This window comes from Frankia sp. Hr75.2 (genome assembly GCF_949319125.1).
GTDB lineage: Bacteria > Actinomycetota > Actinomycetes > Frankiales > Frankiaceae > Parafrankia > Parafrankia soli.
This window is the reverse complement of the sequence record NZ_CASGGV010000287.1, coordinates 53,606-67,911: the sequence shown is the minus strand read 5'-3', so window position 1 is coordinate 67,911 and position 14,306 is coordinate 53,606. Positions and strand designations below refer to the sequence as shown.

Here is a 14,306-nt window from a genome sequence, read left to right as displayed (position 1 = left end):
CTGCGAGTCCGGCGTGGTGGATGAGTTCGTTGATGGCGGTGTCGTAGGCGTCGGCTGCTCGGCGTAGCGGCGGGGGGTCGCTGTGGCGGTCGACGAGTTCGGCTATGCCGGTGCGTAGTACCCGGTTGTGGACGCGGGTGAGGAACAGGGCGTGGCGCTGCCCGGCGGGGGTGATCTGGTAGCGGTGAGTCCCGGGAACGCGTTCGATCAGGCCGTGGAGGCGGAGTCGGCGTGGGTCGTAGCTCATCTGTCCGCTGGTGATGGTGCTCGGGTCGCGGCCGAGCAGCGGCGCGAGATACTCGCGTAGGTCACGGTTGGTGAAACCGTGTGGCAGCAGACGGAAGACGAGGATTGCAGACAAGAGGGCTTGGACGCGGTGGTCGGTGAACCGCATACCGGCGACCCGTCGTCCGGTCTCGGTGATGACGGCTCTTCGAAGTTAAGCGGGGTTGAGGCATCCGCGGGCTCGTCGGGTGGTTGCACAGCGTGTTCGTAGCCGCTGGTTTTCGGGGTTGCGGTACCCGTAGGCGTTTCGGGCGTCGAGTTTGACGACCCGGTTGTTGCCCTCGCTGCCGGCGTTGGTGATCCCGGTGAGCAGGAGGGCCTCGATGCAGGGCCACCAAGTGCTGACCGTGGTCGCGAGGCGCTCAAGCTCGGGGACGGCGGCGTCGGCGCACCAGGTGTAGAACCTGGTGAGCCGGTGGGCGATCACGGTGCGGTCGGGGTGGGTGCCGGTCAGGGCGAGCAGGTGACGAAGCTCTTCCTTCGCGATCCAGGCGGCCAGGATGGTCAGGCCGGGTTCGCCGAGGTCGACCAGGGTGTTCCACAGCTTCGCGAGCTGGCGGTCGGTGAGGTTCTCCCGGTTGCGGCGCAACAGGTTGCGGATCTTCCACTCGGGGTCGCTGTCGCGTCCGCGCCGGCCCCGCAGCAGGGTGGTGACCCGGCGGCGGACCTCCGCGGCGGTGTCGTTCGTCAGTTGCACCAGGTGGAAGCGGTCGACGACCAGGGTCGCGTGGGGCAGGTAGCGGCGGACGGCGGCGGCGAACACGGTGCACATGTCGATCGCGACGTGGCGGATCCGGTGCCGCCAGGCCGCGGGTTGGCTGGCCAGCCAGTAGGAGACGTCGGCGGCGGTCCGGCCCTCGACCTGGCCGAGCATGCCCTGCCCGCCGGCCAGGTCGGTGAACCCGACGTGCCACCGGTCGGCCAGCACCCGGGCCCTCGCCGGCTCGCCACCCGCAGGCTCGGTCCGCCCGGGCTCGGCGGGTCCGCTGCCCGTGGGTTCGGGTGGCGTCGCCGCCCCGGGCGCGGCGGGCCGCCATTTCGGGCGGCCCCGCCGTGTCTCGTGACTACCGGGCCTGGTACGCCCACATCACCCTGTCGATGCTCGCCTACGCCGCGCTGGTCGCCGTCCGCGCCGAGCAGGTAAAAGGGGCCCTATCCCCGCAGGTCTAAGCATGATCGGACTGACAGTACCCGAGATCCGGAAACTGATCGCCACCCTCGACAGGGGTGCCGCCCCGGGACAGGATCTCAACAGATGTGACACCAAGCCCGGTGCTCTGCTCCGTTCCTACCGGACCCCGAACATGTGCGTGCTGGCGACGTCCGGGCCGCAGGGGCCGTTGGCGGCACCGGTCCGGTACTACCATCTCGATTTCGCGGTGATGTTCACGGCGTCACTCACCTCGCCGAAGATGCGCAACATTGCGGCGGATCCTCGGGTGTCTCTCGGGGCGTTCGCTCCGCTGGTCGGCCAGGCCAGTAGTCGGGGAGCCCAGATTTTCGGGCGGGCCCGGGTGCTGGCCGCGGAGGAGTCCGAGTTCGGGTACTAGGCCCGGGGTTCGGGTTCGTGCCACCAGCCACCAAGGAGCTCTCCGCGATTCCAGAAAAACAGCTCCGCTCTGTGTGACCGCTGTCCGACCCGGTAGCCACACCGTAGACCGTGCCCCCCACCACGCCGGGGTGGGCGCGGCGGCAGCCGGCCCACCCCGAACTGCCGGCCTACTGGTAGGACAGGTTCGACTGCCCCTCGATCACGCGGCCAGCGATGTAGAGGTCTCCGTTGGAGTCCAGTACCGCGATGATTTTCTTCTGGTTGCCGTGGTGGGTCGTGAAGAAGATCTTGTCGGCTTCCTGGGAGGTGGAGTAGTTGGTGTTGACCGAGAGTTCGATGCTCACCGGCGAGCTGATGAGCACATCCTTCTTGGGCGAGGTCGGGTACTTCTGGTTCTGCCGCAACTTGACTCGGCCGTGAGTGTCGCCCTCTTCCCAGTCCGAGGCCAATCCGAGGTCAACGTCCGCCATGACGATGCTCCGTTCTCGTTCGTACGGGAACCTCTCCTGACCGGAGTAGGCTGTATCTTTTCCAGAAAAGACCTGACCGTCGACCAGCAGGAAGTACGTCTGCAGAGGTCGACGCGGAGAGAACACGCGCCTGTTCCGGCGAAAATTTACTCGACCGCCGGCCCCTCCTGGCCGATTTTTTCTACCTGATCGGACCAGCTAACGGGTGCGTAGACGCCGCAGCGGACGGGGACGACCCCTTCCTTGGTCTACGTATTTCCTGTCCCGGGGAGGCCATCCAGCCATCCGAGTCACAGGCATGAGCGCCACAAAACCTCTCCCCCAGAGGTAGTGATGGAATCGCACCGTCGCATACGTAGCGTCACACGCCAGAGGCAGCGGCACGCGGAAATCACCGGAATATATCGACCCAGTTAAATCGTGTCGCTTTTGGGTGAAATAAACCCGGAATGCGCGCGGCGTATTACCGAGCGTCAACACACCCGAGTCAGGCCCGGTCGGTCGAGGCAGTCGCGATCTACAAAACGGCCTTCCCCTGCGCATCCCGGACCAGCCGCGCCCACCGGTCGCGCACCTCGGCGGCCGGGACTGGTCAGTCGCGGTCCAGCATTTCGGCCACCTGAAGATCTTGTCGACGCTGGTACCCCCGGTTGGCCTTCCCATGAGCTGCGCACGCTGCTCACCTGGCTGACGCCGGGGCTGCATGCGCTACCGGTCTGGACCGCCGCCGGCACCGGCGTCCCTGGCGGCTACCAGCAGCGCGATGCAAGAACTCTGATCATCGCTAGCGCCGACGGCCGCCCAGACCCTCCCTGACCGTCCCCGCTGTGGCAGACACGGAAGTGAGGCCTGCGGCCAAGGCGTCAACGCTGATCGCCTGCCCGATCTTGAGCAGGTCCAGCCCGAGCGGCAGGGTGCTGACCCAGCCTGGCGTCGGCCGGATCCGGCGCGGGTGGATCGAAAACCCGACGGCGTCCGCGTGGCAGGTGACGGCGTCCTGCACCTCGGCGAGCAGGTCGGGGGTGGGCGCGTAGAGCGTCAGGTACAGGCCGACACGCAGCCATCCAGGTTTCGCTGGGGTCAGGTGCAACGCGAGGTCGAACCTGTCCGGATAGGCCAGCAGTCCTTCCATGCGGACCGCCCACAGGTCGCCGTCGGAAGGATGGTCGGTGATCGCGATGGTGGCTGCGTACACGTCGCCGACCTCGATCAACCCTCCGTCCACGAACCCACCCGGCCGTCGCTCGTGGTCGATGTCCGCGGCTGGCGGGAGCGCGTCATCCGGGTCGACGGGAACGCCAAGCAGGCAGGAGAGGGCGGCGGTGTCGAGCAGGCTCACAGCCTGCTCGAGTCGGTGGCGGGCCGCCGTCGCGGCGCGCGCTCGGCTACCTGGCCACAGGCGGCTGGGCTCGTAGCAGGTGAGAAACACCCGTCGATCCGTCGGGAAGCTGTGGTGCAGGTAGAGCGGCCGCGCTGGCCGGCGGACGGTGAGTTGCAGCTGCCCTGGCAGGGTGCGCAGTACCTCCGCCCACGCCGCGGAGGCGTGCACGTCCGTCTTCTCCGCTGCGGCCATCGGGTCGAGAACGCGGCGACGACGGAGACCGCACCCCGCAGATTGATCACCCCGGTGGTGTTCACCGCGGTGCGGCATACCGGCTCCTGGCGGTGGAGCCGGCGGACGACGGCGATGTCGGGAACCCATGGCTCGCGCACGCTCTGTGGGCTCATCGCAGCGCCCGCCAGCTCGGCTCGCCGCCCGCCCCGCAGTCGGGTAGTGCGATGAACGGGCGGGGCTGGCCCGTGCGGGTGGCGGTGATCAGGACCAGCATGCCGACGATCGCCCCTCCGACGAAAGGTGCCGCCGCCAGCGCGAGCAGGCAGGGCAGACCGACCCTGTCCAGCAGGAGCGCGCACATCGCCGCCATCGCCCCACCCACCACGGCTGCGATCATCTGAAAACCCGAGGATGCGGGTGGTGCAAGGCATTCGTGGCCGCGGGTCTCAGCTCTGGTCATGAGAGGCAACCATCACGAGGGTCTTGTCGAGGTTGCTCAACGTCGTGGGCAGCGGGGCGGCCAGGAACAGGCTGGCGGCCCCGAGGTTCTGCGCGACGGACCGTCCCGACTGGCTGTCGTCACCGTCAACCCAGTGACGCAGCAGCAACACGATGATCGCGAGCCCGAGGCCGATGACGACGACCGCGAGGGCGGTGCGTACGGGGTTCTCGCGGGGCTCGGGAGCGGCCAGCAGCTGTTCGTCGCCCTGCCCCAGGCTCGGGATGGGCTGCGCCCCCGCGGACGGCATGTGACTCCACGGGTCGTAGTACTCGTCGTCCGAGGTGGGGGTACGCCACCAGGAGCGGACCTCGCCGGTGTCGTCGTGGTAGCGGTCATCATCCATGGGGATCACCCGGTTCCTTCGGTCAACGGGCAGGTACCGAAGGAAGGGACAGACGGTGGGCCCGACGCGACACCGAACCGCGTATCAGTTCAAAAAATCTTGGGAGAGCAGCGGGGTATCCGCTCAGGTGGCGCGCACTGTCCTGCTGTGCCCCGGTAGGAGGGCACGCAAGTCGGCGCGGGGCGGTGCCCGGTGCCGCAGGCCTTGTCATCGCGGCGATGTGGCTTGAGCCGTCGATGCGTGTGGCCTAGCGCGGCGGAGCAGTTGATCGCGAAAAGGAAAAACCCGGCCCGCGAGGGGGCCGGGTGGTCTAGACGGCGAGCTAGGCATGCGCGGTGCTCGCTGTCAAAACTCACCATCCAGGTGGGCGGGTGAGGGCGCCAAGCTGTGTGGGGAGTTGCGCCGCTGTGAGGTCGGTGGTGCGCAGGCTGTACCACCAGTGCCGGCCCACGCCGGTGTGCGGCACGCCGCGCAGCGCTCCGGCGAGGTAGCCCTTGCTGGGGTTGACCACGCCGACGGGCACGAGCTCGCGGGCTTGAGCTACCGGGAAGGCGAGGTCGCTGTCGTTGCTGATCACGACGGCGGCGGTGATCCGCTGGTGCAGCAGGTCGAGCAAGAGGTGGGAGGCGACGTTGACGTCGGAGCCCTTCTCTTCCCGCTGGGCGACGGAGACCAGGAAGCGGGCGTCGCGCACCGGCTGACCGGCCGGGTCCTGGATCATCACCGGCCAGTCTGAGGTGGCCAGGACCGGCTGGCCCTTCGGGCCCGGCACGGCCAACGGCGCTCTCACGACCTTGGTGATGTACCGGCCCTTGGTGATCTCGTCGACGGCGTAGGCGGCTCGCAGCGCCCGCAGGTAGATCTCCTGGTCGGCGGCGCCGCTGGGGTTGCTCGCGCCGTCGATCGGCGCGGTGCAGTACACCACCCGGGCGATCTGCGCCCCGGCCCATTCCGGTCGTGCGGCGACGATCGAGGCGGCCAGGGCACGCAGGTCGAGCCAGCGCCAGCCCGGCTTGCCGGCACCGCCCATCAGCCCACGGCCGCCGTAGTACAGGTTGAACCCGTCGATGTAGACGCCGACCTGCAGCGGCGCTGCCGCGGCCGTCGTGCCCTGCACGCTCATCTCGCTCCCGTCGGGGCCTTGGTTACGAGCAACGCAGTCCGGACGCGGGCGCCGACCGATACCTCGACCTTGGCGGCTACATCGTCGGGCCGCTCGACATCGATATGTGGGCGCAGACGGCCTGGGACATTCCGCACTGGCCGCACCGGCGCCCCTTGGTCGTCCTCAACGGTTGCCACACCACCGAGTTCTCCAGCGCCACGCTGAACAGCTTCGTGCCGGCTTTCACCCAGTGGGCAGGTGCCGCCGGTGTTGTGGGCACCGAGGTGGACCTGGAGCAGGGGCTGGCCGGCTGGGCGATGGAAGAATTGCTCACCCGGCTTATCGACGGTCTTCCTGCTGGCGAGGCGCTGCGCGGCGCGCGGTGGGCCATGCTCCGCAAGGGCAACGTCATGGGGCTGGCCTACACCCCCCACTGCCTCGCCAATCTTGCCCTACGGCCAGCCAGTTAGGAGCAAACGCGTGGGAAGCTCGCACATCATGTCCGTCGGCGCCTGCTGCTTCGGCGTTGTGGTCGGCTACATCACTTACCGCACACTGATTCGCACCCACAGGACGGCCGTCACCGACATCGTCACGGTGATCGGCGGCGCGGCGGTGACCGGACTGTTCGACCCCAATCAAAGTGACGCGTTCGGGTGGTACTCCATCGGGCTGCTCGCCGGGATGGCCGCGTTCTTCCTACTGTTCTGGGCCATGAATGACCGGAAGGAGCTTGCGAGCGTCATGGGCGCACGGGACATCGGCCAAGCCGGGCCAGCTGATACGCAAGCACCGAGACCTCGTCGCTGACGATCTACGGCGGTGTTTCATCCCCTTCCGTCATGGTCGCCTCCGGCGTAGTGGGTCCAGGTTCCGCCGACGTCGGCGGAACCTGGACCCACTACGCCGGCCCTGCCAGCGATCGGGCGGGCGCGACGCCCGCCGGCAGCTACCCGGTGCGCTCGGCCGTGACCGCCAGGGTCACGTAGGGCATCGTGATGCTGCCGCCAAACACGTCGAACGCGGCGCCGAGACCGGCCAGCAGCTGGTTCAGCTGGGCTGTCGGGAGCTGGTTGTGGCCGCCGTGGGTGGGTACCTGGTCAAGCCAGTCGTCCCGGGAGTACGTCCGTTCCCAGCCGAACCGCCATTGTTCGGCGTCGCCGAAACCGCCGGCGGCTCGCATCCCGTCGACTGCCCAGGCGGCCAACGAGGCATCCGCGTCGAGGGTGGGGGCCGCCCATGGGCTGAACGGCAGGTCGGGCGCGACGTGCCGGTAGACCGAGGCAAAGGCTTCGGCTATCTCGTGCGGGGGTGCGAAGGCGTTCCAAAACACGGCCAGTCGACCGCCCGGGCGCAGCGCGCGCGCCGCGTTCGCCGTTCCCTTCACCGGATCCACCCAGTGCCAGGACTGGCCGGAGACCACGGCGTCGAACGCCCGGCCCGCCGGCTCCCAGTCCTCGAACGACGCGACCTCCACCTCCAGCCCGCCCCGTCTCGCGAACTCGGCCATCCGCGCATCCACCTCGACTCCCAGCACCTGGCAGCCCGCCGCACGCAACAGGCGGGCCACGATGCCCGTGCCACAGCCGACGTCGACCACCCGAGGCCCGGGACTGGCCGCCACCACCCGCGCGACCAACGCTTCCGGATAGCTCGGCCGCGTCCGGTCATAACGTTCGGCGTCGACGCCGAACGATTCCGCCACCCGCCGCGCACGATGCGGCTCGTTCGCGTGGCCCACGCCGGTCTCCGCGTCTACCAGGTCAGGCTCTCGCTTCAGCTCCGTCACGCGTCAACCCTAAGTTGACGGCAAGTCGGCGTCAACCTAGCGTTGACGCTGCCGGCCGGTCCGACCCTCGGGCGCCACGAGCAGCCCGCGCGGTCGCCGGGCGAGCCATGGGACACGCGACACTCGACCGAGCATGATCCACGATAAGCGGTCGGGCGGTCCGCATACCCAGCTCGCAATCAACGGCCAGTCAGCGGCGGGCCTTCAGACGCCCCAGCGACCACGGCAAGATACGACCGGCCCCGCCAGCCGTCACGTGACAGTGATCACCCTTACCGCCAGTCACGATCATCGGTATCGATCTTGCGAATTCAGGTCACTCGAACACGCGACTCTGCCAGTCTCGACCCCCGGTAAGGAAGCTGTCACCAGCCGCAATTCGGAGATGATCTACAGAGCCTCTGTGTTCGTATCGTCGACGGGCGCGCGGCGGGCGAGGGCGGCACCGACGGTGTAGGCGGCGTCACGGTCGAGGTTCTGCCGGTCGCGGTCGTAGCGGCGGGTGGTGGCAGGGCTGGCGTGACCCATGGCGTCTTGGAGGTCGCGGAGGTTGCCGCCGCGGTCGAGGTAGACGGTGGCGAAGGCGTGGCGCAGCGAGTGCGGAGAGACCTTCCGCCAGCCGGGGATGCCGGCGGCGCGGGCGAGTCGGCGGACCAGGCGGAAGACATAGGGCTGGTCGATGCGGCGGCCAGTGGAGGTCACGAGTAGCGGGCCGGTGAGCTGATCGAGCGGGATGCAGGTGTCGGCGGCGCGGTCGGCGAGGTAGGCGTCGAGGGCGGCAGCGGTGTCGGGGTGCACAGCGCGTTCCATGGTCTGGCCGCCCTTGGCGGTGTAGCGCAGGGTGCGGTGGCCGCGGTTGTGGCCGTAACCGGCGACGTCCAGGGCGCAGGCCTCGGCGACCCGCAGCCCAGTCTCGAGTAGCAGCCGGATCAGCGCCCGGGTCCGCACTGCGGCCGGGTAGGGGTCGGCGGCGGCGGCGGCGAGTAGGTCACGGGCCTGGGCTTCGGTGAGTCCGACGGTGGCTGAGCGGTGCCGGCTGACGGTCGGGCCGCGGACGGTGACGGGGTTGCGGTCGACCAGGTCCTCGTCGAGGTCGAGCAGGTAGCCGTACCAACTTGACACCGCAGCCAGTGCCCGGGCCCGCGATGCCGGCGCCAGTGGCCGGCCGGTCGCTGGCCGGGGTTCGGTGGCGAGTTGTTCGAGCCAGGCGGCGACGTCCGGGCGTCGGGCGGCGGTCGGGTCGACGCCGTGCTCGGCGCACCAGTCGAGCCAGCCGGCGAGGTCGCGCAGGTAGGCACGCTGGCTGGTCGGGGCGTCGGTGTGCTCGCGCAGCCAGCCGGCGGTGGCGGCAGCGAGCACCGACTCGCCGAGCGCGCCGATCGCCGCTGGCAGCACCAGTACCGACGGCGGGAGGACGGGCTCGGCTCCGGTCACCTTGCCCGCCTTCCTCACCTGAGATTGATCACTTTAAGTACACGATAACTTCTCTTATCATGTGCTTTTATGATCAGGACCGGGCCTGATCGACGCATCGCCCCGCCGACGGCGGGCACTTTCACAGCCCGCCCTTACTCGCGATCGTGACCACCAGCCGCGTAGAGGGCAGCCTCGTAGAGGGCGAACAACACCAGACCGTACCGGTGGATCTCCGCGACAGGCAGACCCGCAAATATCGCGATCACAGGCGCCATCACCCCGAGCATGATCAGCGCGATCGCAATCGATTGACGCCTGCCGAGATGTGTTATCAGAACGCGCGGAGCAGGAGTCTCCTTTCCCTCGTCGACGGCGTGCTGTTCGTCGCGCTTGGCCACGACAGCGTCTCGCCAAGCCCGCAGGATGCAGAAGAGCACTCTGCTACGTACGGCTTGCACTCCACGGTGGACCTGCACCCCGGCCGTGCTCGGTGCGCAGTTGAGCAGGTCCGCGATCTCGGCCTGCGACCAGCCTTCGACGTGGCGCAGGTAGGTCGCGACGCCTTGCCGGTCCGGCAGCCGTCCGATCGCTTCCATGACGTTGCGTGCGGCGGCGGCGTCCTCAGTCGTGGCACGCAGTGTAAGGGTGGATCTGCCGCGGCCCATGGCTTGGTCGAGGTCCGCGGTGTCGGTCGCGGAGACTCGGCCGGCCCTCGGCGCCGCGCGGCCGACCATCCGCCGCACGATCGTAAACAGGTAGGCGGCCGGATTATCGATCTTCCCCCAATGGGACAGCGTCTCAGTGAAGGCTTCGTGTACCACGCCCTCGGCGTCGAGTTGGGAGTCGCTCAGCCCGTGGATGGACATCTGCCGGCGCACGAACGCCCGCAGGTGCTCGGCGTGTTCCCGATAGGTGCCGTCGACGGCAGCTGCAACCTCCAGGCTCACCGGCTCGAGTGCCCTGGCTTTCTCGTCGTTCGAGTTCGCCTTCCGATCGAGGGGACGTCCGGTCGCCGGAGCGGGCTGCGACTTGGGTTGCTCCGGCACCGCCCCGTCTGCATACTCGCTCTCTTTGGGCTTGCTGCCCACCGAACCCCCTATCCCCAGGCCGGCAGACCGCGGACGCCGCCACACGTCGTCCGCAGTCCACGGAACGACAGCCAACGAGCATGCGTCATGACGCCATCACCACCAGCGGCACGGGATCAACGGACATCGGGGGTGGCCTCGCTTTCGGGTCGGGTACCACTTCCTCGACGGAAGCGGCGGACACCGGGTACGAGGCGCTGACGCACCGAACCATTTACAAACGATTTTCAAGATTTTTCGGAGGCCTCCGAAACCGGGGCTGGCAGACGCACCCCTGTGCCTGCCAGCCCCCGGACCTGGTGTGTTTAGGCGCCTCGCTCCCCGCCCTGGTCTGGGTTCGGGCTGGTCGCCAGACGCCGCACCCACTGGGCCAGCGCCGCCCGGCCACGAGCCCACAGCCACCGCGTCCCCGCCTCGAGCAGACGCCCGGCCACCTGGCCACAGGCCATGGTTCCCAGCAGGGACATTGGGTCGTTCAACTCCACCATCGGCTAGTCGCCCTTCCGCTCCCGGGCCGGCCCGACGGGCCGACCTCGGAACGTACGTGGCAACCGACGTCGATTTCCTTTACTCGTCTGGTCCAACCTCTTCCCGGCTCATCTCCCGCCGGACCTGGGCACGGTGGTACTCGAACGCCCCTGCCACTCGAAGAAACCCAGATCGGCGGCAGGCACCCCCGCCTGCCGGGTCACAAAGGCAATCGCCTCGTCGCGCAACTCGCCACGGCCACGAGGGAACCGGCCGTACCGGGTGAAGAACTTCAAGATCGGCGCGAAGCCGAGACGGGTCGGTCCACGCTTGCCGGCCACCTGAGCCAGCTCATCGCCGACCAGCATCCAGTCAATGATCAACTCTCCCTCGTCGATCTGGCGGACGACCACGGGTCTCCTCCGGCGACTACAGGCCCGGCACGACCGAGCTGAGCGAGCGCGGGACGTCCGCCGTCTCGTCGGCGGCCTCGGCGGCAGGCGGCCCGACGGGAGCCGTCCGGTCCACCGACGAGGTCCGGGCGGTCTCGGCGCGCTCAAACCGCCCGGGGGCGTCGTCGAGCGGCACACCGGCCCCGTGGGCGTAGATGACAGGCGCGCAGGTCCGCGACGTCCACCTCTGCTCCCGCCGGCGGACCTCGTCCGGCCAGTCCGTGAGAAAGACGTCCGCGCGGCTGGCGAGGCCCCGGAGCACCCGGCGCCCCGGGGCCTGGGTGATGTCGAGCGCGATGCTCCTCTTGCCACGGTTCGCCCGCTCCAGCAGTTCATCCAGCGGGTCGGGCGAACCGCCCGCCGGGGCCGGGCGTGTCGCCTGGCCGACGAGCCAGGGGTGCTCGATTTTGATCACGTCGGCCCCCCACTGCGCCAGCACCGCCCCGGCGGTGGGGACGAAGACCCAGGAGGCGAGTTCGACGACCCGTACGCCGGCCATGACGCCGGTCGTCTCGCCGCCCTCCGCGCCGGTCCCACGGCTGGAAGATCCATACATTGCCCGTCCCATGGTCGCCTCGGCCGGCGCGACCGCCGAGGGAGCGACCGCACGCTCAGATTAGATAAAGTATGCGGTTATTGAGCCGGTGTCGACACGGCCCACGGCCCACGGTCGATGGACACGGGTGGCGGGTGGCGGGACGCTCATCCGGCCCGCCGACCGTGGACCGTGGACCGTGAGCGGACCAGACCTGGATGGAGATCTCGTGCTCGATGATGATGTGCGACAGGTCATCGCCTCGACCCGGCGTTTCGTGCGCGAGCGCGTGGTCCCGGCGGAGGCGGAGATCGAGCGGACCGACGCGATCCCGCCCGACCTGCGCCGTGCGGCGGCGGCGATGGGCCTGTTCGGGTTCGCCGTCCCCGAGGAGTACGGCGGCCTGGGGCTGGACATGAGCGCTGAGGTCCAGCTCGTCTTCGAGCTGGGCTACACCACGCCGGCCTTCCGCTCGATGTTCGGGACCAACAACGGCATCGCCGGCCACGTCCTGCTCGAGGGCGCCACCCAGGAACAGAAGAAGGCCTACCTGCCGCTGATCGCCTCGGGCGAGTGGACGGCCGCGTTCGCCCTCACCGAGGAGAACGCCGGCTCCGACCCCGCGGGCCTGGCGACATCCGCGCGCCGCGACGGCGACGAGTGGGTGATCAACGGTGCCAAGCGCTTCATCACCAACGCGCCGCTGGCCGACGTCTTCATGGTCTTCGCCCGCACCGACCCCGGTGCCGGGGGCGGGCACGGCATCACGGCGTTCATGGTGGAACGCGACGCGCCGGGGCTGAGCGTCGGCCCAAAGGACCACAAGATGGGCCAGGCGGGCGCGTGGACGGCGGACGTCCTGCTGGCTGATGTGCGGGTCCCGGCGTCGGCGGTGATCGGCGGCGAGGACGGGGTGGGCCGCGGCTACGCGACCGCGATGCGCTGCCTGGCCCACGGCCGGATCCACATCGCCGCGCTGTGCGTCGGGCTGGCCCAGCGGCTGGTCGACGAGTCCGTGTCCTATGCCGCGACCAGGGTGCAGGGCGGCGGCGTGATCGGTACCCACCAGCTCGTGCAGGGACTGCTCGCCGACTCCGCCACCGACCTCTACGCGGCGCGGGCGCTCGTCGTCGACGTGGCCGCCCGGTTCGACGACGGCAGCGACACCCGGATCGGCCCCTCGTGCGCGAAGTACTTCGCCTCCGAGGCGGTCGGGCGGGTCGCCGACCGGGCGGTGCAGATCCACGGCGGGGCGGGCTACATGCGCGGAGTCCCGGTCGAGCGCTTCTACCGTGACGCCCGGCTGTTCCGGATCTACGAGGGCACGAGCCAGATCCAGCAGATCGTGATCGCACGTCAGCTCCTGCGCGACGCCGGCGTCAGGTAGGCGCGAACGGCAGGTGACGGCCGACAGCGCGGGGCCGACCCGGTTCGGGGCGGCCCCGCGCTGTCGGCCGACCCGAATCAGCCGACCCGTTCGAAGATCGCGGTGATCCCCTGGCCGCCGCCGATGCACAGGGTCTCCAGCCCGTACCGGGCGTCCCGGCGCTCCATCTCGTGGAGCAGGGTCGCGAGGATCCGGCCACCGGTCGCCGCGACGGGATGACCGAGCGAGATCCCGGAACCGTTGACGTTGAGCCGGTCCAGGTCCGAGGTCGTGAGCCCCCACTCCCGGGTGCAGGCGAGCACCTGCGCCGCGAAGGCCTCGTTGAGCTCGATCAGGTCGATGTCGGCGAGCTTGAGGTTCGCCCGCTCCAGCGCCTTCGCCGTGGCCGCAACGGGTCCGATCCCCATCCTCGCGGGTTCCACACCGGCGACCGCCCAGCTCGCCAGCCGACCGAGCGGACGCAGGCCGAGTCGCCTCGCCGCCTCCGGATGGGTGACGACACACGCCGACGCCGCGTCGTTCTGCCCACTGGAATTGCCCGCAGTGACCGTGGCCTCCGGGTCGGTCCTACCCATGATCGGGCGCAGCGCGGCGAGCGTGTCGAGGCTGGCGTCGGCGCGGGGATGCTCGTCGACGTCCACGACGACCGAACCGCCGCGACCCGACACCGACACCGACACGATCTCGTCCGCGAACCGACCGGCGGCCTGCGCGTCCACGGCCCGGACATGCGACCGCAGCGCGAACTCGTCCTGCTCGGAGCGCGAGATCCCGTACTCCCGCCGCAGGTTCTCCGCCGTCTCGATCATCCCGCCCGGGACGGGGAAGTTCGCGCCGCCCGCGGTCACCCGGCCGCGGGCCAGGGCGTCGTGCAGCGTGACGTCCCCGCCGCCCGACCCCCGGCGCATCCGGGTCGAGTAGAAGGGGGCGTTGCTCATGCTCTCCGCTCCCCCGGCGATCACGACGTCGGCCACTCCGGTCTGGACCTGCATCGCGGCCGTCGTGACCGCCTGCACGCCCGATCCGCAGCGGCGGTCGAGCTGCAGGCCCGCGACGGTGACGTCGAGGCCGGCGTCGAGGGCGACCACCCGGCCAAGCGCGGGTGCCTCCATCGTCGGATAACACGACCCGAAGATCACGTCATCGATGTCCGCTGACCGCAGGCCGGTCCGGTCCAGCAGGCCGCGCAGCACGGCCGCGCCGAGCGCCTGCGCGCTCAGCGCCGCGAGCGCACCGCCGTAGCGCCCGACCGCGGTGCGCACCGGTTCGCAGATGACCGCCTCACGCATGAGTCCTCCGTTAGTTGTCGGGTGGCCCGGGGGGACCGGATGTGTGGCGCCGGAGGTGAACTGGACCAGA

General features: G+C 69.5%; 17 protein-coding genes and 1 pseudogene. 4 read left to right on the top strand and 14 right to left on the bottom strand.

Features of this window, described 5'->3' with window-relative positions:
- Together AC559T_RS20180 and AC559T_RS20175 are read right to left on the bottom strand one after the other, a co-directional pair.
- Positions 1-394 (bottom strand): annotated as a pseudogene (locus AC559T_RS20180) (hypothetical protein); the annotation flags it as partial.
- Between the two features lie 45 nt (positions 395-439).
- The gene (locus AC559T_RS20175; RefSeq protein WP_498869728.1) at positions 440-1,213 is read right to left on the bottom strand and encodes an ISL3 family transposase; all 774 of its coding nucleotides are present in this window, start codon (positions 1,211-1,213) and stop codon (positions 440-442) included.
- Positions 1,214-1,457: 244 nt separating this feature from the next.
- Here AC559T_RS20175 and AC559T_RS20170 point away from each other — a divergent pair, with 244 nt between their 5' ends.
- The gene (locus AC559T_RS20170) at positions 1,458-1,835 is read left to right on the top strand and encodes a pyridoxamine 5'-phosphate oxidase family protein (protein WP_498869727.1); all 378 of its coding nucleotides are present in this window, start codon (positions 1,458-1,460) and stop codon (positions 1,833-1,835) included.
- Between the two features lie 169 nt (positions 1,836-2,004).
- Here the strand turns inward: AC559T_RS20170 and AC559T_RS20165 are convergent, their stop codons facing one another.
- The 5 genes from AC559T_RS20165 to AC559T_RS20145 all read right to left on the bottom strand — a co-directional run bounded on the left by AC559T_RS20165 (position 2,005) and on the right by AC559T_RS20145 (position 5,830).
- Positions 2,005-2,307 carry a DUF6342 family protein gene (locus AC559T_RS20165; RefSeq protein WP_112106621.1) on the bottom strand — a complete coding sequence of 101 codons (303 nt, stop codon included), beginning with the start codon at positions 2,305-2,307 and terminating at the stop codon, positions 2,005-2,007.
- Positions 2,308-3,091: 784 nt separating this feature from the next.
- Positions 3,092-3,880 carry a hypothetical protein gene (locus tag AC559T_RS20160; RefSeq protein WP_498869726.1) on the bottom strand — a complete coding sequence of 263 codons (789 nt, stop codon included), beginning with the start codon at positions 3,878-3,880 and terminating at the stop codon, positions 3,092-3,094.
- Positions 3,881-4,031: 151 nt separating this feature from the next.
- Positions 4,032-4,259: a hypothetical protein gene (locus AC559T_RS20155; protein WP_498869725.1), complete on the bottom strand. Its 228-nt coding sequence runs from the start codon at positions 4,257-4,259 to the stop codon at positions 4,032-4,034.
- Positions 4,260-4,308: 49 nt separating this feature from the next.
- Entirely contained in the window at positions 4,309-4,707 is a 399-nt protein-coding gene (locus tag AC559T_RS20150) for a hypothetical protein (RefSeq protein WP_498869724.1), read from the bottom strand.
- Between the two features lie 352 nt (positions 4,708-5,059).
- Positions 5,060-5,830 carry a PIN domain-containing protein gene (locus tag AC559T_RS20145; RefSeq protein WP_112106625.1) on the bottom strand — a complete coding sequence of 257 codons (771 nt, stop codon included), beginning with the start codon at positions 5,828-5,830 and terminating at the stop codon, positions 5,060-5,062.
- 155 nt (positions 5,831-5,985) lie between these two features.
- Between AC559T_RS20145 and AC559T_RS20140 the strand changes: the two genes are divergently transcribed.
- The gene (locus tag AC559T_RS20140; protein WP_498869723.1) at positions 5,986-6,282 is read left to right on the top strand and encodes a CHAT domain-containing protein; all 297 of its coding nucleotides are present in this window, start codon (positions 5,986-5,988) and stop codon (positions 6,280-6,282) included.
- A 10-nt stretch (positions 6,283-6,292) separates the two neighbouring features.
- Entirely contained in the window at positions 6,293-6,622 is a 330-nt protein-coding gene (locus AC559T_RS20135) for a hypothetical protein (protein WP_498869722.1), read from the top strand.
- Positions 6,623-6,761: 139 nt separating this feature from the next.
- Here the strand turns inward: AC559T_RS20135 and AC559T_RS20130 are convergent, their stop codons facing one another.
- The 6 genes from AC559T_RS20130 to AC559T_RS20105 all read right to left on the bottom strand — a co-directional run bounded on the left by AC559T_RS20130 (position 6,762) and on the right by AC559T_RS20105 (position 11,524).
- Positions 6,762-7,601, bottom strand: coding sequence for a class I SAM-dependent methyltransferase (locus AC559T_RS20130; RefSeq protein WP_306769442.1), 840 nt, complete (start codon positions 7,599-7,601; stop codon positions 6,762-6,764).
- A gap of 390 nt (positions 7,602-7,991) precedes the next feature.
- Positions 7,992-9,035 (bottom strand): tyrosine-type recombinase/integrase, encoded by a 1,044-nt coding sequence (locus tag AC559T_RS20125; RefSeq protein ID WP_498869721.1) that lies wholly within the window; start codon positions 9,033-9,035, stop codon positions 7,992-7,994.
- Between the two features lie 134 nt (positions 9,036-9,169).
- Positions 9,170-10,105, bottom strand: a complete 936-nt coding sequence (locus AC559T_RS20120) for an RNA polymerase sigma factor (RefSeq protein ID WP_498869720.1) — start codon at positions 10,103-10,105, stop codon at positions 9,170-9,172.
- A 305-nt stretch (positions 10,106-10,410) separates the two neighbouring features.
- Positions 10,411-10,593, bottom strand: coding sequence for a hypothetical protein (locus tag AC559T_RS20115; RefSeq protein ID WP_112106630.1), 183 nt, complete (start codon positions 10,591-10,593; stop codon positions 10,411-10,413).
- 108 nt (positions 10,594-10,701) lie between these two features.
- Entirely contained in the window at positions 10,702-10,986 is a 285-nt protein-coding gene (locus AC559T_RS20110; RefSeq protein WP_498869719.1) for a DUF4158 domain-containing protein, read from the bottom strand.
- 16 nt (positions 10,987-11,002) lie between these two features.
- Positions 11,003-11,524 (bottom strand): CoA transferase, encoded by a 522-nt coding sequence (locus AC559T_RS20105; RefSeq protein WP_498869718.1) that lies wholly within the window; start codon positions 11,522-11,524, stop codon positions 11,003-11,005.
- 265 nt (positions 11,525-11,789) lie between these two features.
- Here AC559T_RS20105 and AC559T_RS20100 point away from each other — a divergent pair, with 265 nt between their 5' ends.
- Entirely contained in the window at positions 11,790-12,947 is a 1,158-nt protein-coding gene (locus AC559T_RS20100; RefSeq protein WP_498869717.1) for an acyl-CoA dehydrogenase family protein, read from the top strand.
- A 77-nt stretch (positions 12,948-13,024) separates the two neighbouring features.
- Here AC559T_RS20100 and AC559T_RS20095 read toward each other — a convergent pair whose 3' ends face one another.
- A complete protein-coding gene (locus AC559T_RS20095; protein ID WP_498869716.1) occupies positions 13,025-14,236 on the bottom strand; it encodes an acetyl-CoA C-acetyltransferase in 1,212 nt (403 codons plus the stop codon).
- Positions 14,237-14,306 lie beyond the last annotated feature (70 nt).

Bases quoted from the DNA above. Each gene is read 5' to 3' on its own strand.
- AC559T_RS20105 (WP_498869718.1), bottom strand. From the start codon at position 11,524: ATGGCCGGCGTACGGGTCGTCGAACTCGCCTCCTGGGTCTTCGTCCCC.
- AC559T_RS20150 (WP_498869724.1), bottom strand. From the start codon at position 4,707: ATGGATGATGACCGCTACCACGACGACACCGGCGAGGTCCGCTCCTGG.
- AC559T_RS20115 (WP_112106630.1), bottom strand. From the start codon at position 10,593: ATGGTGGAGTTGAACGACCCAATGTCCCTGCTGGGAACCATGGCCTGT.
- AC559T_RS20170 (WP_498869727.1), top strand. From the start codon at position 1,458: ATGATCGGACTGACAGTACCCGAGATCCGGAAACTGATCGCCACCCTC.
- AC559T_RS20095 (WP_498869716.1), bottom strand. From the start codon at position 14,236: ATGCGTGAGGCGGTCATCTGCGAACCGGTGCGCACCGCGGTCGGGCGC.
- AC559T_RS20155 (WP_498869725.1), bottom strand. From the start codon at position 4,259: ATGATCGCAGCCGTGGTGGGTGGGGCGATGGCGGCGATGTGCGCGCTC.
- AC559T_RS20145 (WP_112106625.1), bottom strand. From the start codon at position 5,830: ATGAGCGTGCAGGGCACGACGGCCGCGGCAGCGCCGCTGCAGGTCGGC.
- AC559T_RS20165 (WP_112106621.1), bottom strand. From the start codon at position 2,307: ATGGCGGACGTTGACCTCGGATTGGCCTCGGACTGGGAAGAGGGCGAC.
- AC559T_RS20160 (WP_498869726.1), bottom strand. From the start codon at position 3,880: ATGGCCGCAGCGGAGAAGACGGACGTGCACGCCTCCGCGGCGTGGGCG.